The 17,532-nt window shown below is 47.7% G+C and carries 18 protein-coding genes and 6 tRNA genes; 18 read left to right on the plus strand and 6 right to left on the minus strand.

The genetic code is table 11. The annotated features are described in order from the left end of the window. The first annotated feature begins 19 nt into the window (after nt 1-19). The 4 genes from HGH92_RS16170 (at nt 20) to HGH92_RS16185 (ending at nt 4,235) form a co-directional block, all read left to right on the plus strand. Nucleotides 20-1,351, plus strand: coding sequence for a SusD/RagB family nutrient-binding outer membrane lipoprotein (locus HGH92_RS16170; protein WP_168871821.1), 1,332 nt, complete (start codon nt 20-22; stop codon nt 1,349-1,351). An 85-nt stretch (nt 1,352-1,436) separates the two neighbouring features. Then, nucleotides 1,437-1,751, plus strand: coding sequence for a DUF3467 domain-containing protein (locus HGH92_RS16175; protein ID WP_168871822.1), 315 nt, complete (start codon nt 1,437-1,439; stop codon nt 1,749-1,751). 7 nt (nt 1,752-1,758) lie between these two features. Next, complete coding sequence (locus HGH92_RS16180; protein WP_168871823.1) at nt 1,759-2,832, plus strand: Ldh family oxidoreductase; 1,074 nt, start codon at nt 1,759-1,761, stop codon at nt 2,830-2,832. 80 nt (nt 2,833-2,912) lie between these two features. Further along, a complete protein-coding gene (locus HGH92_RS16185; protein ID WP_168871824.1) occupies nt 2,913-4,235 on the plus strand; it encodes an aspartate kinase in 1,323 nt (440 codons plus the stop codon). A 60-nt stretch (nt 4,236-4,295) separates the two neighbouring features. Here the strand turns inward: HGH92_RS16185 and HGH92_RS16190 are convergent, their stop codons facing one another. From HGH92_RS16190 to dinB, 4 genes are all read right to left on the minus strand, one after another. Continuing rightward, nucleotides 4,296-4,757, minus strand: coding sequence for an RES family NAD+ phosphorylase (locus tag HGH92_RS16190; protein ID WP_168871825.1), 462 nt, complete (start codon nt 4,755-4,757; stop codon nt 4,296-4,298). Nucleotides 4,758-4,760: 3 nt separating this feature from the next. Continuing rightward, nucleotides 4,761-5,213 (minus strand): antitoxin Xre-like helix-turn-helix domain-containing protein, encoded by a 453-nt coding sequence (locus tag HGH92_RS16195; RefSeq protein ID WP_168871826.1) that lies wholly within the window; start codon nt 5,211-5,213, stop codon nt 4,761-4,763. A 124-nt stretch (nt 5,214-5,337) separates the two neighbouring features. Further along, nucleotides 5,338-8,289, minus strand: a complete 2,952-nt coding sequence (locus tag HGH92_RS16200; protein ID WP_168871827.1) for a DNA polymerase III subunit alpha — start codon at nt 8,287-8,289, stop codon at nt 5,338-5,340. Between the two features lies 1 nt (nt 8,290). Further along, nucleotides 8,291-9,505: a DNA polymerase IV gene (gene dinB, locus HGH92_RS16205; protein WP_168871828.1), complete on the minus strand. Its 1,215-nt coding sequence runs from the start codon at nt 9,503-9,505 to the stop codon at nt 8,291-8,293. 437 nt (nt 9,506-9,942) lie between these two features. On the opposite strand from dinB, the gene HGH92_RS16210 reads away from it, so the two are divergent. Next, nucleotides 9,943-10,608 (plus strand): SdpI family protein, encoded by a 666-nt coding sequence (locus tag HGH92_RS16210; RefSeq protein WP_168871829.1) that lies wholly within the window; start codon nt 9,943-9,945, stop codon nt 10,606-10,608. An 83-nt stretch (nt 10,609-10,691) separates the two neighbouring features. Here HGH92_RS16210 and HGH92_RS16215 read toward each other — a convergent pair whose 3' ends face one another. Beyond that, nucleotides 10,692-11,138: a hypothetical protein gene (locus HGH92_RS16215; protein ID WP_168871830.1), complete on the minus strand. Its 447-nt coding sequence runs from the start codon at nt 11,136-11,138 to the stop codon at nt 10,692-10,694. A gap of 108 nt (nt 11,139-11,246) precedes the next feature. Here HGH92_RS16215 and HGH92_RS16220 point away from each other — a divergent pair, with 108 nt between their 5' ends. Next, nucleotides 11,247-11,999 carry an XRE family transcriptional regulator gene (locus tag HGH92_RS16220; protein WP_168871831.1) on the plus strand — a complete coding sequence of 251 codons (753 nt, stop codon included), beginning with the start codon at nt 11,247-11,249 and terminating at the stop codon, nt 11,997-11,999. A gap of 8 nt (nt 12,000-12,007) precedes the next feature. Here HGH92_RS16220 and HGH92_RS16225 read toward each other — a convergent pair whose 3' ends face one another. Further along, nucleotides 12,008-12,157, minus strand: a complete 150-nt coding sequence (locus tag HGH92_RS16225; protein ID WP_168871832.1) for a hypothetical protein — start codon at nt 12,155-12,157, stop codon at nt 12,008-12,010. 357 nt (nt 12,158-12,514) lie between these two features. On the opposite strand from HGH92_RS16225, the gene rpsU reads away from it, so the two are divergent. The 12 genes from rpsU to nusG all read left to right on the plus strand — a co-directional run bounded on the left by rpsU (nt 12,515) and on the right by nusG (nt 17,527). Continuing rightward, nucleotides 12,515-12,712: a 30S ribosomal protein S21 gene (rpsU, locus tag HGH92_RS16230; protein WP_168871833.1), complete on the plus strand. Its 198-nt coding sequence runs from the start codon at nt 12,515-12,517 to the stop codon at nt 12,710-12,712. 89 nt (nt 12,713-12,801) lie between these two features. Continuing rightward, the gene (locus tag HGH92_RS16235) at nt 12,802-13,740 is read left to right on the plus strand and encodes a tyrosine-type recombinase/integrase (protein WP_247654959.1); all 939 of its coding nucleotides are present in this window, start codon (nt 12,802-12,804) and stop codon (nt 13,738-13,740) included. A 162-nt stretch (nt 13,741-13,902) separates the two neighbouring features. Continuing rightward, nucleotides 13,903-14,202 carry an HPF/RaiA family ribosome-associated protein gene (locus tag HGH92_RS16240; protein ID WP_078667073.1) on the plus strand — a complete coding sequence of 100 codons (300 nt, stop codon included), beginning with the start codon at nt 13,903-13,905 and terminating at the stop codon, nt 14,200-14,202. Nucleotides 14,203-14,437: 235 nt separating this feature from the next. Then, nucleotides 14,438-14,511 (plus strand) — tRNA-Thr (locus HGH92_RS16245). A gap of 73 nt (nt 14,512-14,584) precedes the next feature. Beyond that, nucleotides 14,585-14,670: transfer RNA gene (locus tag HGH92_RS16250), tRNA-Tyr, on the plus strand. A gap of 193 nt (nt 14,671-14,863) precedes the next feature. Then, nucleotides 14,864-14,936 (plus strand) — tRNA-Gly (locus HGH92_RS16255). Nucleotides 14,937-14,951: 15 nt separating this feature from the next. Beyond that, nucleotides 14,952-15,023 (plus strand) — tRNA-Thr (locus HGH92_RS16260). Between the two features lie 120 nt (nt 15,024-15,143). Continuing rightward, nucleotides 15,144-15,223: transfer RNA gene (locus HGH92_RS16265), tRNA-OTHER, on the plus strand. Between the two features lie 74 nt (nt 15,224-15,297). Continuing rightward, the gene (gene tuf / locus HGH92_RS16270) at nt 15,298-16,485 is read left to right on the plus strand and encodes an elongation factor Tu (RefSeq protein ID WP_168871835.1); all 1,188 of its coding nucleotides are present in this window, start codon (nt 15,298-15,300) and stop codon (nt 16,483-16,485) included. Between the two features lie 102 nt (nt 16,486-16,587). Continuing rightward, a tRNA-Trp gene (locus HGH92_RS16275) sits at nt 16,588-16,661 on the plus strand. Nucleotides 16,662-16,758: 97 nt separating this feature from the next. Next, nucleotides 16,759-16,956, plus strand: a complete 198-nt coding sequence (gene secE / locus HGH92_RS16280) for a preprotein translocase subunit SecE (protein ID WP_168871836.1) — start codon at nt 16,759-16,761, stop codon at nt 16,954-16,956. 4 nt (nt 16,957-16,960) lie between these two features. Further along, nucleotides 16,961-17,527 carry a transcription termination/antitermination protein NusG gene (nusG, locus tag HGH92_RS16285; RefSeq protein ID WP_078667076.1) on the plus strand — a complete coding sequence of 189 codons (567 nt, stop codon included), beginning with the start codon at nt 16,961-16,963 and terminating at the stop codon, nt 17,525-17,527. Nucleotides 17,528-17,532 lie beyond the last annotated feature (5 nt).

The following is a 17,532-nucleotide window of genomic DNA, read 5'->3' on the forward strand; positions in this document are numbered from 1 at the left end:
AAATCGAAAAACAGAAGTTATGACTATTCTCAATAAAACACTTGTCACTGCTGGTTTCGCAGCCCTGCTTGCGCTGGGTTCCGGTTGTAAAAAGTACCTGGATGTTAATAACGATCAGGACAGGCCTGTAGACGCTCCGCCTGCGGCCATCCTCACCGGGGCGGAAGTAACTGCCGCCTATACGATTGGTGGTGCTGACGTTGCCCTCACTGCCAGCCTGCTCACCAATCAGGTGGACGGCACCAGCCAACAGTTTAAGAACTACCAGTTATACCAGATCGTGGCGGATAACCTGACCACCTGCTGGGGCAATCTCTATCAGGGTACGCTCAATGACCTGGTGGAACTGCGAAAAATGTCAGAACCCAAGAAATGGTATTTCTACAGCGGCGCCAGCAAAATACTGATCGCCTATGTATTGGGCACCAGCACTGACCTCTGGGGAGATATCCCTTACAGCGATGCTTTTCAGGGACTGGATTTTAAGTTCAAACCGAAATACGATAAACAGGAAGATATCTATAAAACCATCGATGGTTTGCTCACTTCAGCTATCGCTGACCTGAACCAGCCACAGCTGGGACCGGTGCCCGGCGGCAACGACGTGCTTTATGGCGGCGACCCTGCTCTCTGGATAAAATTCGCTAACTCTTACCGGATGCGGACGCTGATCCATCTCACCAAAAAAGATCCTGCTGGTTATGCACAGAAGGTAATTGACGCGTCCAAGGCGGCAGGCGGCATTATCGGCGCAGGTGAGGAAGCTGCGGTGGCTTTCCTGAACGACCCTACCAGGGCTAATCCGGTGCAGCAGTTCAATGCCCAGCGTCCCGGATACATCACTTACGACCAGTCGTTTATGATCAACCAGATGAAAGCGCTGGGTGATAACAGGGTGGGACCATACCTGGGCGGCGCCTACGACTCCAAAACTTCCCCTGTGTACCTGTTGACTGCCTATGAGCTGGACTTTATCCTGGCAGAAGCATACGCCCGTCTCGGACAGGATGCTGATGCACAGGCCCACTACGAAGCAGCGGTAACTGGCTCCTTCCTTTCTGTAAAAGCTGACCCAACAGGTTATCTGGCCAAACCGGAAGTGAAATATGATCCGGCAGCCAGCGCTACAGATAAACTGAATCTCATCCTGACGCAGAAATATTATGCGATGTACCTGCAGGCTGAAAACTTCACCGATTGGCGTCGCACAGGCTTTCCGGCGCTGACATCCAAAAATGCCGGCAAGGAAATTCCGAGACGTTATCCTTATCCGCAGTCTGAGCTGTCCTACAATGGTGCTAATGTGCCTACTGGTATTTCACTCACTACCAAAATGTGGTGGGACCAGTAAAAAAAGCCGTTTAACCGCTTTCCATAAAAAAAGAGGGCTCATTGAGCCCTCTTTTTCTATTTTTGTGGGGCTAAATCATATAGATATGGAAAATCAGCACGAAGAGCAGAATCAGCTTAACATCGAGTTAAATGAAGAGATTGCGGAAGGGCAATATGCCAACCTCGCTATAATCACCCATTCCAATGCCGAGTTTGTAGTGGATTTTGTCAATGTGATGCCGGGCCTGCCGAAAGCAAAAGTCAAGTCACGCATTATTCTTACGCCCCAGCATGCCAAGCGTTTTATGAAGGCATTGCAGGATAATGTCAAAAAATACGAATCTGTTCACGGCACAATTCAGGACCAGGAGCCGGTTTCTGTGCCCATGAATTTTGGTGGTCCCACTGCTCAAGCCTGATTACACCATGGAACATATTTATTCTTATCATCATCTGACGGAGTTTACCCGCGAGGTTTTTATTCGTATGGGTTGCTCCCGCGACCATGCTATGCTGGCCAGTGAAGTACTGGTAGCGGCCGATCTGCGGGGAATAGACTCTCACGGTATAGCCCGGTTGTCCGGCTATGTGCGCTTGTGGGAAGCCAAAAGGATTAATGCCCGTCCCAATATCCGCATTGTACACGAAACACCCAGCACGGCGGTTGTTGACGGCGATGCTGGCCTGGGCCTCGTTGTAGCGCCGTTTGCCATGGAAGTGGCCATACAGAAAGCTGCTGTTGCCGGTACCGGCTGGGTAAGCGTTAAAAACTCCAACCACTTCGGTATCGCTGGTTACCATGCCATGAAAGCGCTGGACCAGGATATGATCGGTATGGCGATGACCAACGCCAGCCCGCTGGTAGCGCCCACTTTCGCGAAAGAAAGAATGCTGGGCACCAATCCCATTGCGGTGGCCATCCCGGCGAAAGAGCAACCGCCGTTCGTGGCGGATTTCGCTACGACTACTGCTGCCAATGGTAAACTGGAGATCCTGCAACGTAAAAACCAGGAAGCTCCCATTGGCTGGATTCAGGACAAAGATGGCAATCCCAGCACCAACCCGCATGAACTCAAAGATGGCGGGGCTTTGCTGCCATTAGGCGGCGACCGCGATCATGGAAGTCACAAAGGGTATTGTTTGGGAGCAATAGTTGATATATTTTCGGCCGTTCTTTCCGGGGCCAATTACGGACCATGGGCGCCTCCTTTTGTGAGCTTCCTGCCGCTGGCCCCTGATCCGGTGGGAGAAGGACTGGGACATTTCTTCGGCGCCATGCGCGTAGATGCGTTCCGCCCGGCAGATGAATTCAAATCCCACATGGACACCTGGATCAGCCGCTTCAGGGCCGCGGTACCGGTGGAAGGTAAACAGGTGCTCATACCCGGTGACCCGGAAAGGGAAATGCACAGCCATCGCCTGGAAAATGGAATACCTGTTCTGGCGCCGGTAGTGAAAGATATGCAGGAGGTAGCTGCTAAATTTAATTTGAATTTTTAAATTTCTATCATTCATATAAACAGCCGGAAACGGGCCAGCAGACTGCTATCCCGGCAAGAGGCAAAAACAATTATATTCAGATGAAAGTGTTAAAATTTGGTGGAACCTCCGTGGGAAAACCAGAGCGCATGCATTCAGTAGCGCAACTGATCACAGCAGATAATGATCAGAAAATTGTGGTACTGTCTGCCCTGTCAGGCACCACGAACGCACTCGTGGAAATCAGCCAGTCATTGTCGGAAGGCAAAAAAGCACAGGCGAAGCAGCAGATAGACAAGCTGGAAAGCCATTACAGGACCTTCTGCGATGAACTGGTGAAACAGGAGGCTGGCCGTGCCAGCGCTAAAGCTATCATTGATGAACACTTTGAATTTCTGAACATCATCCTGAAGATATCTTTCAACGAAGCGTTGAATAAAGATATCCTCGCACAGGGCGAACTGTTGTCTACCCGCCTGTTCTGCGTATCCCTGGAAGAAGCCGGCATTCCCGCCGTCTTGCTGCCAGCACTGGATTTCATGAGCATCGATGAATATGAAGAACCGGAAATTCCCAAGATCAAAATCAAACTGGGTAACCTGATCAATCAGCATAAGGGTCAGAAGTTATTCATCACACAGGGATACATCTGCCGTAATGCCAAAGGAGAAGTGGATAACCTGAAACGTGGCGGCAGTGACTACTCCGCTTCCCTGATCGGCGCCGCGATCCAGGCTGAAGAAATCCAGATCTGGACCGATATCGACGGTATGCACAATAACGATCCGCGCGTAGTGAAAAAAACCTTCCCGATCGAGCAGCTGTCATTCGACGAAGCCGCCGAGCTGGCCTACTTCGGCGCTAAAATCCTGCACCCGGCTTCTATCTGGCCTGCGCAGCATTTTAATATTCCGGTGAAACTGCTCAATACCATGCAACCCGAAGCTAAAGGTACCATCATCACTGAAATGCCTAATGGCAACGGTGCTAAAGCTATCGCGGCAAAAGACGGTATCATCGCCATCAAGATCAAATCCAGCCGCATGTTGCTGGCATATGGCTTCCTCCGGAAGATATTCGAGGTATTCGAGAAATACCGTACTCCGATCGATATGATCACTACTTCTGAAGTGGCCGTATCACTCACCATCGACAGCGAAGCGCACCTGGACCAGATCCTGAAAGAACTGCAGCCGTTTGGTACAGTAGAACTGGACCATCACCACACGATCGTTTCTATCGTTGGCAACGAGGTGGCTGCTACTCCTTCCATCATCACCAAACTGTTTGATGCCATGGAAGGTATTCCTTTGCGTATGATCTCCTACGGTGGCAGCAGACATAACATTTCCATCCTGGTGAATGGCCAGTTCAAGGAAAAAACACTGCAGGTGCTGAATAAAGGACTGTTCGGTTTAGAGTAAACCGCTACTGCTAAAAATATCCAAAGGAAAAAGGGGCGTACCAACCGGTACGCCCCTTTTTTATACTTTTCTCAGCCGCTGGTCAAACACAAACGGTTGGGTGTCCGTAATCGTGACACGGGCGGCATCGGGATGCAAAGGGTTGATGAGATAGTTATTTTCTTCGGCAATCACTACAGAGGGAATCCTGAGCACGGCATAGCGGGCAGTGTCCACCCATTCGTCGCCAATAGTCTGCAGGGCAGGGAAGGGCGCCAGCGATTGCCAGCCGGAGGGAAGGTCTTTTTTCGTGAGCACTTTGATCGCAATATCATCCGGGATGTGGATGGTGGCGATACAAAAGTCCTGAATAATATTTTTTAAGGGAATGTGCACCAGTACTTCCAGCGCAGACAGCGCCCTGCTGCCGGCCGTGTAAACGATCGAATGGCCCGGACTGTTCCACCGGCCTCCGTACAAGCGGGACCCTGTGCCTGTCAGGTCATTGATGTAGGCACATTTACTGATTCTGTAAACATCCATGAGTTATGCGAATATCCCGTGTTCAATGCGTCCCAGTTCGTCTTCAATCAGCTGAAAACCAAAAGTAGTATCTAACAGGGAAATAGGAAGTTGATAGTTAAAGGTGGGAAGCGGCGTGCGCATCCACTCCTTGAAGTTTTCCAGGCTGCCGAAAACTTCTGTGCCCCGCTGGTACAGCTGGGAGAGGAGGATCGCCCGTTCGGAGGTATCGGCGCCAAGTTTGGCGTCGTCTGCATAACGCTGCAACGTTCGTTCTGAAATGTGCAGCACCTGCGCCAGTTCTGTCAGTGAAAAAGAAAGCTGACGACTCAGGTTCAATAATGCTCTTTTTAATACGCCACTCCGGGAAAGTTCTATGAAGTCATAGTATCCGCTGCCTGGAGTGTAGGCCGCGCCCGGGTTCTCCACAATCATCAGGGTGTTTTCCTGCACCTGGTATTTTCTTGCGTGTTTCATATGTCCCGACATTTGGCACAAAAATACAACAAATTGTCGTTAAAATGAATCGATTAAGGTTAAAAGGAAGTTAACGGGGACCGCGTCAGGTTTTTAAACCTTTCTTTTCAGGGGGAAATTATTATCAGAATTTTTTATCCTCGAAGTATCCGATTTTTTTCATCTGACTGATTTCCAGTGTGATAACATTATATTCGGAGATGGCCTTCCCTTTTAAAATATAAAAACCACCCTTCTGAAAAGGATATTGACGCAGGCTGTCCGGAAAATGGACCGTATCAATAAACTGTCCCTCACGGTCAAGGAAAGTACCAAAACACATCGGTTCACCTTTGACGGTACGCATCGTTTTGGTGGTGACCAGGTACCCCAGCGTAGTCACCGGTTGATTGACATACCGGTGAAAATCACGGGCAGGGATATACGCAGACTGGTCATGATTGAGCACTTCAAAAGGAGATGCCAGCGGAAAACCCAGCAGGTCTATTTCATCAAAGGCGTCTTCATGCTGATGGTAGGCCAGCTCCGGCAGTTCACAGTTCACAGCAGCGGGCTGGAACAATGACAGGTTATGGACAGCGGCAGTACCGGGTTGCCGGACCAACAAACTGCTTTTCCACAACAGCTGTTTTTTAGTCTGGCCGGTAAACTGAAAACAGCCAATACGGATCAATAATTCCAGTTGTTCCGCGCCCGGGGAAATACGGCTACAGAAATCTTCCAGGTGCAGGTAAGGACCGCATTGCCGGCGCTCCTCCAGTATCCTTTCAGCGAGGGCCTGCTCAAGGCCTTCCACATGGATAAGCCCTACATACACCTCCTGTCCTTTGATGTTGGTGGGATAGTCGCTGTTGTTGATGCAGGGCGGATGAATGTTGACACCGGTCTTTTTCAGTTCCCGGAAATACAGTTCGCGGTTGTAGAAGCCGCCGAAATTATTGATCACGGCGACCATAAACTCTGCCGGGAAATAAGTTTTCAGATAGAGGCTCTGATAGCTCTCCACGGCAAAGCTGGCGGAGTGGGCTTTGGAAAAGGAGAAATTGGCAAAGCTGGCGATCTGCCGCCATACCTCCGCGGACACTTCATAAGGACGTCCCAGTTGTGCGCAGTTGGCAAAAAAACGTTCCTGTATTTTTTCAAAGTCCTTTGTTCCCCTGTATTTCCCAGCCATGGCCCGCCGTAGCGAGTCAGCATCCGCCAGTTCCATATTGGCGTAGGTATGTGCCACCTTGATCACATCTTCCTGGTATACCATGATGCCAAACGTATCACTGAGCAACTCTTCGATGACAGGGTGCAGGTAAGTAACACTGGCAGGGTTGCGGTAACTGTGGATATATTGTTTCATCATGCCGGATTGCGCCACGCCCGGCCGGATGATAGAACTGGCGGCCACCAGGGTAAGGTAGTTGTCGCACTGCAACTTTTGCAGCAACTGCCGCATACCGGGTGATTCTATATAAAAGCAACCAATGGTGTTAACTTTTTTCAGGTTTTCTTTCACCTTCTCGTCTACTGTAAATGCTTTGACATTGTGGATATCGATGTCCACCTGTTTGTTTTTACGGATAATGTCGATGGTGTCGCGGATATGTCCGAGGCCGCGTTGACTGAGGATATCAAATTTATAAAGGCCGATGCGTTCAGCCTGTAGCATGTCCAGCTGGGCGGTGCTGAATCCTTTCGGCGGCAGGTATGTAGTGCAGTACTGATGGATGGGCGCATCGCTGATGAGGATACCACCGGCATGGATACTGAGATGATTGGGAAAGGATTTTTCCTGGTCCATCAGCCCGCTGAAATGCTGGATCTTACGCTGGATGTGGTCTTCGTTCAGTTGTATGTTGAAGCCGTTTTCCAGTATCTGGTCGATTTCTTTTTTAGGGAGACCGAACACTTTGCCCATTTCCCGGATAATGGCATTCGTTTGAAATGTGGTGACGGTGCCCAGCAGCGCGGTATGCGTGTCGCCGTACTTATCAAACACATACCGGATGATAGCATCACGGTCGCGCCAGGAAAAATCGATGTCAAAATCCGGAGGGGAAGTACGATAGGGATTGAGGAAGCGTTCAAAAAAGAGGTTCAGCTCTATGGGGTCCACATCGGTTATTTTGAGGCAGTACGCCACGATAGAATTAGCACCGCTGCCGCGTCCTACATAGAAAAACTGTCTTTCCTGTGCGTAGCGGATGATGTCCCAGGTGATCAGGAAGTACGCCTCAAATTCCTGTTGTGCGATGATGTCCAGTTCTTTTTCAATGCGCCGCGAAGCTTCGGCATGGTCTTTCCCGTAGCGGTATTCCATACCCTGATAGGCCAGCTGCCGCAATAGCTGCCGGTCTTCTTCCACGTTGCCTAGGAATGATTTCCGGTTGCGGGGCGTTTGCAGCGCCATTTCCACTTCACATGTTTCCAGCACGCGGAGCGTGTTGGAAACAATATGCGGATATTGCTCAAAGCGTTCCACCATTTTGGCTGGATGCACAAACTGGTCGTGGACAGTGCCTGTGGTATGTGGTTCCAGTTGGGAAATAAGGATGTTCTGATCGATAGCGCGTAATACGCGGTGCAGTTCATAGTGGTCATTGTCCTGAAAGGTGACAGGGTGCATGATCACCAGTTGGTGGCGGATGCTAAGGGTATCTACCCGGAAAAATCTGTTGAGGTCGCGTGGATTAACGCCCAGCAGTTCGTGCGGCAGCAGCAGGGCTGGCGGAACAGCGCCCCACTTATAGATGGCCCAGGTGCCGGGGAGGGCAGGGGCGCGGTCGGGGAAAGGTATCTCCCGGCTCAGGTGATCGGAAAGAAAGCGGTTGATATGATACCATCCTTCCTGGTCACGGGCCAGCAGCAGGTAGCAGAATGTTGACTGATTACGGCATTCCACGCCCAGTACTGGTTTGATGAGATGTTTGCGGCAAAGGTCCACAAATTCCCAGGCATCGGAAGTGATGTTGATGTTGGTAAGGGCCAGCGTGGTGATGCCCAGTTGCGCTGCTTTTTTGATCAGCATTTCAGCGGGCATGGTGCCATATCGCAGGCTGAAAAATGTTTTGCAGTTCAGGTACATGTTATCCTTTATAGTACGGCATGATATCTTTTTTCGGTGCGGGGATGTTTTTTTTATCCGGCGGCACCACGTTGGTGCCTTTCAGCAGCATATCCCAGCCGAAGCGGTTTTTGATATTGTCGATGGCCTGGTAGAGCGCGATCATTTCCTGGCTGTCATCAAAAAGACTGATCTGGTGGTTGCCTTGCACCAGGTGGCTGAAACGTACGCCGATGAGGCGTACCAGCAGGCGCCGGTCGTATAGTTTTTTAAACAGGTCTTTCACTTTTTCCAGCAATACATGATCGGAGCAGCTATAGGGGATGGTCATTTGTTTGGTGACGGTTTCGAAATCGGAATACCGGATTTTGACGGTCACGCAACCGGTGAGCTTATTCTGCTGCCGCAGTTCGAAGGCAATTTTTTCCGTCATGCGTACCAGCTCCGCATGCAGAAATTCCATGTCGATGGTATCGGCAGGAAAAGTACTTTCCGTAGAGATGGATTTTTGTTCATAGTACGGTACTACAGGGGAGTCGTCGATACCATTGGCTTTTCTCCAGAGAGAGATGCCATTTTTACCCATCCACGCTTCCAGCAGGGAAGGAGGTACTTCGCTGAGTATTTTCACTGTTTCCACGCCACGGCGCCGGAGCTGTGCGGCCGTTTCCCTGCCTACCATCGGTATTTTTTCGACAGGCATCGGAGCAAGGAAATTTTTTTCGGCCCCGAAAGGTATTTCCAGTTGGCCGTTGGGTTTGGCTTCGTCGGTCGCTACTTTGGAAACGAGTTTGTTGGATGCAAGCCCAAAAGAGATAGGCAGCCCGGATTCTTTGATGATGGCTTTCCGCAGTTCTGTGGTCCATTTAAGCGAGCCAAAGAATTTATCCATGCCGGAGAGGTCGAGATAAAATTCGTCGATAGAAGATTTTTCATACAGCGGCGCTTTGTCAGCGATGATGCTGGTCACTTCGCGGGACTTTTCGCTGTAGCGGTCCATGTCACCGCTACGGACGATGGCGTGTGGACACAGGCGCAGGGCCGTTTTCATGGGCATCGCGGAGTGGATGCCGAAGCGGCGGGCTTCGTAGCTGCAGGCAGCTACCACAGCGCGGTCGCTGCTGCCGCCTATCAGCAACGGCTTGCCTTTCAGTTGACTGTCATGCAGGCATTCCACTGATACAAAAAAACAATCCAGGTCAAAATGTGCGATAGCTCGCTGTTGTAATGTAATCATGTTTCCCTGTTTAGGAACGAGTTCCCGTTCGGAATACTATTTATGCTCCTCCATCGAAATATCATTATCCTTCCCAATCCAGCCATTTTTCAATCGCATAAACTGATTTCCCTCCATCTGCAATACCGTCATTTTCCCCACTTGGGGAGACCATCATTCTCCGGGTTTGTAAGCGATAAGCGGATGGCAGGCCGGGCGAAAGTCGGCACAAATAGTGATCAGCAGGGCCTGCCAGCCGTAATCACCCGATTTATTGTAAAGATACTAAATATTTTAGTTTTGCTAAAATTATTAGTATTTCTTTATTCAAATTTTATCCCCATTTTCAATTTTCCTAACTTTGATACAACATATCCGAGGGGCCATCTGTAGTATATAAGAGAATGGAAATGAACGAATAAGAAAAGCGTGAATCTTCATCTTTAAACTATCGTCCCATGAAACAGACCAAAGCTTCAAAGGAAATATTTATCCTGGCTTTGTTGCTCCTGCCCATGGCTTATCTGGCCATCATCTGGAACAGCCTTCCTGCAACAATTCAAACCGACCAGAGCTTATCTGAACAGGCTGAAGGCAGAACTGCTTTTCTGTTGCTGATGATATTCCTCTTTGTGACCAATGCGTTGATTTACGCGTTATTCCGGTTTATTCCGAAAACGACGGAAGACAGTCCGGCGGTGGCAACTGTGGAACAGCGGGAATTTTACCGTATCCGTTTCATCATACATACATACCTGGCGCTGTTTACCTGCATCATCATCTTCTTGGTGAGCCAGGGACGGCCTTTTGCGATGGCAAGCTGGGCTTTTGTGGGGGTAGGTTTGCTGATTGCGGCGATAGGCCTATATTTGTGGAAGTTGCAGCTGGAACCCAATCACTATGTGGGCGTTCGTACGCCCTGGACGTTACAGAACAAAGAGATCTGGCAGGAAACACACCGTATGGCAGGGACCCTCTGGGTGAGCGCAGGAATAGTGATGATGATAGCAGGTTTTTTCCTGTCACTTGTTACCGGGGTGTTCCTGATCTTTTTTGCAGCGATCGTACTGGCAGCACTGCCGTACATTTATTCGTTCCGGTTATATAACAAGGACAAGGGATAAGGTTATTCATAGTGGTCAATCAATAACAAAAAGAAAATGGCGGTCAGTTGACCGCCATTTTTCATGTATATAATACGTTGTGCTTAGTACCAGGCTGCATTTAAAACCTGACGGAACGGCCAGGGAATGAGTGCCAGTATCAGGATAAATGCGATCCCGTAGAATATAAGGGCCAGCTTGTGTTTCTGTGCATCTGAGGTCGCCTTTTTGACTTTGGATTTGCCGATGTGCACCAACGCAATGGCGATTACTGCCATCAGGGTATGTTCTACCGTGAAAAAGCGAAGCGCAGGATCTTTCATGGCAGCGCCCATGTTGGCCAGTCCGGTTTTGGCTTTATCGCTAAATACAAAATATAACAGCAGGCCTACCAGCAGCTGAATGTCACAGAAGATCATGAAAAACAGTCCTGCTTTATTGTCAGCAGCTGTAAATGGTGTTCTTCCGGAAACACCTTTAAATGCACGGAGCACTGCCCAAAGCCCAGCCAATACGATTGCCCATCTCAGAATGGAGTGTAGATGTACCATAACAAGTTGATTTTACCGGGCAAAAATAAGCGAAGCGGCTTGAATATATTTGGTATTTTATAAAATTATTTGCTAATTTTGTTAGCAAGGTACTAAATTATTTAGGTTATGTCCGTAGTATGCCAGAATTTAAAATATCTGCGTAAGCAAAAAGGCTGGACGCAACAGGAGTTTGCAGACAAACTGGGCATCAAGCGTTCCCTGCTGGGTGCTTATGAAGAAGAGCGTGCGGAACCCCGTACGGAAGTACTGGAACAGGTTAGTGACATGTTCCGGGTTTCCATCGATGATCTGCTTCGCCGCGATTTGGGTTCCCAGAAAGACAGTTTCCTGGAAAAACGCCGTCAGCAGAAGCTGGGCAACGCCCGTCAGGCGATCCACTTTGTGCCCGTAAAAGCCGCTGCCGGTTACCTGGCCGGTTATAACGACGACGAGTTTATCGAGGAGCTGAATACATTTACCCTGCCCATGCTGGGCGCCGGTGACTACCGGGCTTTTGAAATTGCAGGGGATTCCATGCTGCCTGTTCCTTCCGGCTCTGTGATCGTTTGTCATAAAGTAGAAGGATGGGAGGAGATAAAAAACAATGAAACCTATGTGGTGGTGACTTCCCGCGAAGGGATTGTTTTCAAAAGAGTACTGAAAAGCAACCGTGCGAAGTCCAGGATCACGCTGGTATCTGATAACCCTCAGTTTGAACCTTATCCGGTGGAAATGGAAGAGGTGCTGGAATTGTGGCAATCAGATGCGGTCATCAGCAAATCCAACCAGCAAAGCCGCATGAGTGTTAACCATCTGGCCGATATGGTCAGCCATCTGCAGGACCAGGTTAGCCTGTTGAAAAAGAAAATCAAAGACTAATACGGACATTACTGGCTATTGCTGAATACCGGCAGCCCTTTGCCCAACACATAGGTATATTGCTCCTGAAGCGGTACCTGATAAGAAAGGGTGCCTTTACACCTGGGGCGATACTCCTTTGTTGCCTGGCTTCTTTTATGAGGGGCTCGTAGCGCCATATGAGGAAGGTTACAGGGCAATGGGAGCCTGTTTGCTGGTACTACGTAAATTCTGTGAAAGCTGGTAGCATCAGTGATTACATCGATTTTCGAGCCTGGCAGCAGCTGTTTACAAGGCGGCAGTGTCAGTAATCACAGCTGCCTGGTTTTTCCCGCAAGCGGACTGAGGGCTTTGTGAGGCTGTTATTTTTCATCCCGGCAGGCCCTTTCAAAAGAACCATAACCCATTCATTATTTGAGGTTTAAGGATAGTATCGGTAAGGCCGGAAGAAAAAAGAAAATCAAAACCTGTTTGGTTTTTGTTTTTATAAAATGTTGTCTTATCTTTGCATTCCTAAAAAATAAGAGGCAAAAATTATGTTGATCATTGATTCTAAAGATTGCGAAAACATAGACAAGGCGCTTAAAAAATATAAAAAGAAATTTGAGAAAGCACGTATCCTGCTGCAACTCAGATCACGCCAGTCTTTTACTAAACCATCTGTTAAACGCCGTACAGAGGTGTTGAAAGCTGTTTACAAACAACAGCTGGCCAGTGGTAAATTGGAAGCTTAATCTGTTGTAGCCGTCACTGGCTTACCAACTCAAAATATTTGATGATTGTAAGGTTATTTAATAACTTTACAATCATCAATCTTTTTGCGTTGAACGAAGCATTATATTCCTTAGCCGAGCGATTCATCTCCTACATTCAGCTCGAAAAGCGATACTCAGAGCACACCTGCACCGCTTATCGCAACGATCTCCTTCAATTTTTTGATTATACTACGGCTGCTTATGGTAATGTGACCATAGGAGACATCACTCATGTCATGGTCCGCAGCTGGCTGGCAGGTCTCATGGAAGATGCCATGACCGCCAAAAGTGTAAACCGCAAGATCTCCACCCTGAAATCCTTTTTCAAATTCTGCATACGTCAGGAGCTGCTGAAGCAGACCCCGATGGCGAAGGTCGTGGCGCCCAAGATCAGCCGCCGCCTGCCGGGATTTATCGACGAAAAAGGCATGAAGGCGCTGGAAGACAACCGTAGTCCGGCTTCCGTGACAACACCCTTTATCTTTTCCGATGATTTTGAAGGAGAAACCCACCGGCTGATATTTGAGATCTTCTATCAGACAGGCATTCGTTTGTCGGAGCTGATCACTTTGCAGGAGTTCCGTGTGGATAAAGGCAACCTGTCCATCAAGGTGATGGGCAAAGGAGGGAAGGAGCGTATTATTCCGGTCAGCAGCCGGCTTTGTGCGCAGATTACCGCTTATATGGAACAGAAGCGGCGGGAACTGGAGGAGTTTGAGCCAGGTGTGTTGCTGGTGCATCCGCATAGCGGTCAGCGGTTGTATCCCAAGTATGTGTACCTGATGGTGCGCAAATACCTGACAGAACATGAAATCACTACCTACAAGAAAAAGAGCCCGCATTTACTGCGGCATACTTTCGCCACGCATCTTACTAATAACGGGGCAGACCTGAAGGCGGTCAAGGACCTTTTGGGGCACGCCAGTCTTACGTCCACACAGATTTATACGCATACTACCATTGAGCAGTTGAAGAAGGTGTACCAGCAGGCACACCCAAAGGCCTGACGCATTATTTTTTCATTTTAACAAAATATTACGCATTAGAACAGCATTGCATTACAAAAGTGAGTATATTTAATACAGAAGTTCTTTCACAACCAAGAGAATGCCTATGACCATGGTTTACACACTATAACCTAGATTGTTAAATATTAAAAAATTAGTGCTATGAACGTTCAAATTCAAACTGTGCATTTTGATGCTGATTCAAAACTGATTGATCACGTGAATAAAAAACTGCAGAAGCTGAACACTTTTTATGACCGGATTGTCAGTGTGGATGTATTTTTAAAATTGGATAATTTAGCGCATCAGGTTAAAGATAAAATTGCCGAAATAAGAGTACGAATTCCCCGCCAGGACCTCTTTGTGAAGCATGAATCCAAATCCTTCGAAGAGTCCTTTGATCTTGCATTTGATTCCTTAGTCAACCAGGTAAAACGACAAAAGGAAAAGAAATTTCAATAATTTTTTAAAATAATTTTGGAAATATTAATCTCTTTGCTACCTTTGCCATCCCGATTCAAAAAGAGGGTCGGTAAAGGTAGCAAAGTTCTTTATGGTAGGGCGTTTTCAGGGAGACAGATAAATTTTTAAATATTTGTAACAAACTGAAAAAAAGATTTTGAGATTTGAAAAAATCGCTTAATTTTGCGCTCTCTTTCAACGAGTTACTTTTTTGAAAGAATGTTTTTTGAAAGATGCCAGCATAGCTCAGTTGGCCAGAGCTACTGATTTGTAATCAGTGGGTCGGGGGTTCGAATCCCTCTGCTGGCTCATCAAATTTTGATATTTAGCTATTTTAAAATTTTTAAATTTCAAAATAACCAAATTTCGAAATTTCAAAAAAGGGCAGGTTCCAGAGCGGCCAAATGGGGCGGACTGTAAATCCGCTGTCTTTCGACTTCATAGGTTCGAATCCTATCCTGCCCACCAAAACGGCTTGTTCCGCTTTTGCGCCTAGCAGAGGCGGAACAATGTTGTTGAGTGGAAGGTGAGAATAAATTCTCGTAGTTGATTGGCAAAATTTTCCCGGTGTGCCTGTGATGCAACAGCCTTTTATGTTCTTTAATTTATTCAGGAGAGTTCAGTCAGTGTTATTACCTTGCTGAATTGAATTGTCCGGTATGCGGGAGTAGCTCAGTTGGTAGAGCGACAGCCTTCCAAGCTGTAGGTCGCGGGTTCGAACCTCGTCTCCCGCTCGCATATAATTTCAAGCTGTTGTAGCTCAGGGGTAGAGCACTTCCTTGGTAAGGAAGAGGTCGAGAGTTCAATTCTCTTCAACAGCTCTTTTGAATTTTAGAAGAGAAGCATCGCGGTCGCAGTGAGATCACTTCGCCACTACATACACTCCATAAAATTCGGATTTCGGATTCGAATTTGTTAATTCTGCACTCCGAAATAAACTTAGCGTTGTAGCTCAATGGCAGAGCATCCCACATTTTTTATTTTATCGGGAAGGACATGAGTTCAATTCTCATCAGCGGTACAAGTTTGTAAAAAGCCGTTTTTTTAAAACAACTATCAATACAATCTTTACAAACCATCTAAAAAGAAAATACAATGGCAAAAGAAACCTTTAAGCGGGATAAACCCCACGTAAACATTGGTACCATCGGCCACGTGGACCACGGTAAAACTACCTTGACTGCTGCCATTACCACAATTTTGGCAAACAAGGGTCTGGCAGAGAAAAGAGGCTATGATGAGATCGATGCTGCTCCTGAAGAAAAAGAAAGAGGTATCACTATCAATACAGCTCACGTAGAGTATCAGACAGCTAACCGTCACTATGCTCACGTTGACTGCCCTGGTCACGCTGACTATGTGAAAAACATGATCACCGGTGCTGCCCAGATGGACGGTGCTATCCTGGTGGTTGCCGCTACAGACGGTCCTATGCCACAAACAAGAGAGCACATCCTGCTGGCTCGCCAGGTAGGTGTACCTCGTATCGTTGTTTTCATGAACAAAGTTGACCTGGTTGACGATCCTGAGCTGCTGGAACTGGTTGAGATCGAGATCCGTGACCTGCTGACTTCCAATGGCTTCGACGGTGATAACGTTCCTGTTATCCAAGGTTCTGCTACCGGCGCTCTGGCTGGTGACGACAAATGGATCGGCGCTATCGACCAACTGATGGAAGCGGTTGACTCTTACATTCCGCTGCCTCCTCGTCCGGTTGATCAGGACTTCCTGATGTCCGTAGAAGACGTATTCTCTATCACAGGTCGTGGTACCGTTGCTACAGGTCGTATCGAACGCGGTCGTATCAAAGTTGGTGAGAACGTTGAAATCGTAGGTCTGCAGGAAGAACCCCTGAAATCTACTTGTACAGGTGTTGAAATGTTCAAAAAACTCCTGGACGAAGGTGAAGCTGGTGACAACGCTGGTCTGCTGCTGCGTGGTATTGAGAAAAACCAGATCCGTCGTGGTATGGTTATCTGCAAACCAGGTTCCATCACTCCGCACACTGAATTCAAATGCGAAGTTTACGTACTGAGCAAAGAAGAAGGTGGCCGTCACACTCCGTTCTTCAACAAATACCGTCCTCAGTTCTACTTCCGTACAACTGACGTAACCGGTGAAGTTGAACTGCCTGCAGGTGTTGAAATGGTTATGCCTGGTGATAACGTGACACTGACTGTAAAACTGATCCAGCCTATCGCTATGGATAAAGGTCTGAAATTCGCTATCCGCGAAGGTGGCCGTACAGTAGGTGCCGGTCAGGTTACTGAAATTATCAAATAAGTATTTCCAAAATACTAAAAGCCATTAGCTTCGGCTATTAAATGTCAGGATTTATTGTTATATTTGCTGACTGCTGAAAGCTCAAAGCTAATGGCTTTACACACGGGTATGGTGCAACGGTAGCATACGGGTCTCCAAAACCTTTGATCTGGGTTCGAATCCTAGTACCCGTGCCAAGGTTAATTAAATGGTTGAATTGTTATTATTAAAAAATAAACAATTCAACCATTTTTAGGCTTTAATCAATTGACCATAAATCGTTAACTTTACAGAATGAATAAGATCAGAAACTACTTCCGCGAGTCTTATCATGAGTTGGTCTACAAAGTATCCTGGCCTACCTGGCAGGAACTGCAGTCCTCCACCATGGTAGTGCTGATAGCAACTCTCTTTGTTACAGCGCTGGTTTGGGGTATGGACGCCGCTTCCAATTTTGTGTTGGCACACTATTACGAAATTTTCAAAAAATAAATAAATGGATGCAACCAATATTCCTGCGCAGGAAACAAAGTGGTATGTACTCCGCGTTGTTAGTGGCAAGGAAAAAAAAGTGAAGGAATACCTGGATATTGAAGTGCGCCGATCTGATTGGGGTAACGTTATCACACAGGTGTTTCTCCCGGTAGAAAAAGTATATAAAGTGCAGGCCGGTAAAAAGGTAATGCGCGAAAAAAACTTCTACCCCGGTTATGTGATGATCGAAGCCATAGATGGCAAAATGACCGACGAAGTGATCCAGGCCATCCGTAACGTGTCTGGCGTTATTCACTTCCTGGGCAAGGAAAAACCGATTGCACTCCGTAAAGCCGAAGTCAACAAAATGTTGGGTAAAGTAGATGAACTGAGCGATCAGGGCCTCACCATGAGCGAACCATTCATCGTCGGCGAAACCATCAAGATCATCGACGGTCCGTTCAACGACTTTAACGGCGTAATCGAAGAAGTGATCGAAGACAAAAAGAAACTGAAAGTAACCGTGAAAATCTTTGGCCGCGCCACCCCTGTGGAACTGAACTTCATGCAGGTGGAAAAATTAGCATAGTTACT

This window comes from Chitinophaga varians, assembly GCF_012641275.1.
Classification (GTDB): domain Bacteria; phylum Bacteroidota; class Bacteroidia; order Chitinophagales; family Chitinophagaceae; genus Chitinophaga; species Chitinophaga varians_A.